The following is a 1,839-nucleotide window of genomic DNA, read 5'->3' as shown; positions in this document are numbered from 1 at the left end:
CGACGCCGACCGCCAGCACGACCGCGGCGAGCAGCACCATCGCGATGGCGCGGTACGGCGGGCCGGTCGGCTCGTCCATGGCCGGGCCGTCGCCCTGCGCGTAGGGGTCGTCGGCGCCGTGCGCGCCGCCGTACTCGGGATCGCCGTACTCGGCATCGCCGGGCTGCGGGCTGTCGTACTGCGGGTTTCCGGACTGGGAGCTCACGCCGCCGAGTCTAGGTCAGTCGAGCCGCATTCCCAGGTTGCGCGCCGCGCGTGCCTTCTGTCGGCTGGAACGCATCCGGCGCAACCGCTTGACGAGGAGCGGGTCCGCGGCCAGGGCCTCGGGGCGGTCGATGAGATCGTTGAGGATCTGGAAGTAGCGCGTACCGGACATGTCGAACTGCTGCCGGATCGCCTCCTCCTTGGAGCCGGCGAACTTCCACCACTGCCGCTCGAACTCGAGCATGGCCCGGTCTCGTTCCGACAGGACGGGGTCGGCGGCGTGGAGCTCGGCCGTCCCCTGCTCGCGGTCCTTCTCGCCCTGCACCTCGCGTGCCGCGGTGGCTGACCGACCCATGTGCCTGCCTCCTGACCGTGATGACCTCTGACAACGACTGACGACCTCTGACAACCACGACGCTGAAGTACACCGTTGTGATTCCCCCGTAGTGAACCACACGCCTCCGACACGTCGCCATGTCCGGCGCTCTAGAATCGACCACCATGGCCGTCCGTCCCATCGTCATCCTCGGCGATCCCGCGCTCCACGCCCCCACCGAGCCCGTCACCGAGTCCCCCGAGGAACTCGCGGCGCTGGTGCAGGACCTCTACGACACGATGGACGCCGCCAACGGGGTGGGCCTGGCCGCCAACCAGATCGGCGTGCGCAAACGGCTGTTCGTCTACGACTGCCCCGACCTGGACACCGAGGACGGCGAGGGCGTGACCCGCGAGGAGGTCGAGGCGCGCGGCGGCTGGCTGAACCGGCGCGGATGCGTGGTCAACCCGGTCCTGGAGACGTCCGAGATCCCGGAGACCATGCCGGATCCGGAGGACGACCTCGAGGGTTGCCTGTCCGTCCCGGCGGTGAACTTCCCGCGCGGTCGCGCCTGGTGGGCGCGGGTGACGGGCACCGACGAGCACGGCGAGCCCGTCTCGGTGGAGGGGTACGGACTGTTCGCCCGCTGCCTGCAGCACGAGGTGGGCCACCTCGACGGCTTCCTCTACACCGACGGCCTCATCGGACGGAACCGGAAGGCCGCCAAGCGCCATATCCGCGACGTCGGGTGGGGCGTGCCCGGCCTGAGCTGGGATCCGGCCTCCGACCCGGACCCGTTCGCCGATGAAGACGATGACGACCACGACAACGACAACGACAATGACTACGACGACGAGGTCGGCACCGACCATGGCTGAGCAGGACCGGGGCCTGTCGGAACGGTCCCGGTGGAACGCCGGCCGCCGGGTGGCGGTGGGCGATCGCGTGGTGGTGCGTCGCCACCTGGAGGCGGGCCAGACCTCGCATCTGTACACGGACGTCATCGGTCGCGTGGTGGAGCTCGAGCCGGAACTGGTCGTGGCCCGCGAGTCCGGTGAGCAGGTGCGGATCGCGGACGCCGACATCGCGGTGCTCAAGGTGATCCCGCCGCGGCCGGTGCGGGCCCGCGACATCCGGGCGCACGAGTACGCCGGCGCCCTGGCGTGGCCCGGACCGGAGTACGAGGTGGTCGACGGCTGGTTCTGCCGCGCCGGCGACGACTGGTCCTACCGCGGGAACTCGGCGGTGCCCGTCCTGCCGTGGGCCGACTGCGAGGACCTGGACGGGGTGCGTTCCTGGTACGCCGCCCGCGGCCTGCC

The 1,839-nt window shown here is 70.9% G+C and carries 3 protein-coding genes and 1 pseudogene; 2 read left to right on the top strand and 2 right to left on the bottom strand.

The genetic code is table 11. From position 1 onward, the window contains the following. A pseudogene (locus tag G6024_RS07430) lies at positions 1–205 on the bottom strand (hypothetical protein); the annotation flags it as partial. A gap of 15 nt (positions 206–220) precedes the next feature. Then, on the bottom strand, positions 221–559 hold the full coding sequence (locus G6024_RS07425; protein ID WP_159148387.1) for a nucleoid-associated protein NapA: 339 nt from the start codon (positions 557–559) through the stop codon (positions 221–223). A 146-nt stretch (positions 560–705) separates the two neighbouring features. On the opposite strand from G6024_RS07425, the gene G6024_RS07420 reads away from it, so the two are divergent. Further along, complete coding sequence (locus G6024_RS07420) at positions 706–1,398, top strand: peptide deformylase (RefSeq protein WP_159148386.1); 693 nt, start codon at positions 706–708, stop codon at positions 1,396–1,398. Next, the coding region (locus G6024_RS07415; RefSeq protein ID WP_478213481.1) for a GNAT family N-acetyltransferase, cg3035/Rv0428c family at positions 1,391–1,839 on the top strand (449 nt) is incomplete at its 3' end. The genes G6024_RS07420 and G6024_RS07415, both read left to right, overlap by 8 nt.

The organism is Dietzia maris (assembly GCF_014144855.1).
In the GTDB taxonomy this organism is placed as follows: domain Bacteria; phylum Actinomycetota; class Actinomycetes; order Mycobacteriales; family Mycobacteriaceae; genus Dietzia; species Dietzia kunjamensis.
The sequence above is the reverse complement of the archived record's forward strand: the minus strand, read 5'-3'. Positions and strand labels throughout refer to the sequence as shown.

What these genes read in the sequence shown, in the direction of transcription:
- G6024_RS07420 (WP_159148386.1), top strand. Translation starts at nt 706, where the DNA reads ATGGCCGTCCGTCCCATCGTCATCCTCGGCGATCCCGCGCTCCACGCC.
- G6024_RS07425 (WP_159148387.1), bottom strand. Translation starts at nt 559, where the DNA reads ATGGGTCGGTCAGCCACCGCGGCACGCGAGGTGCAGGGCGAGAAGGAC.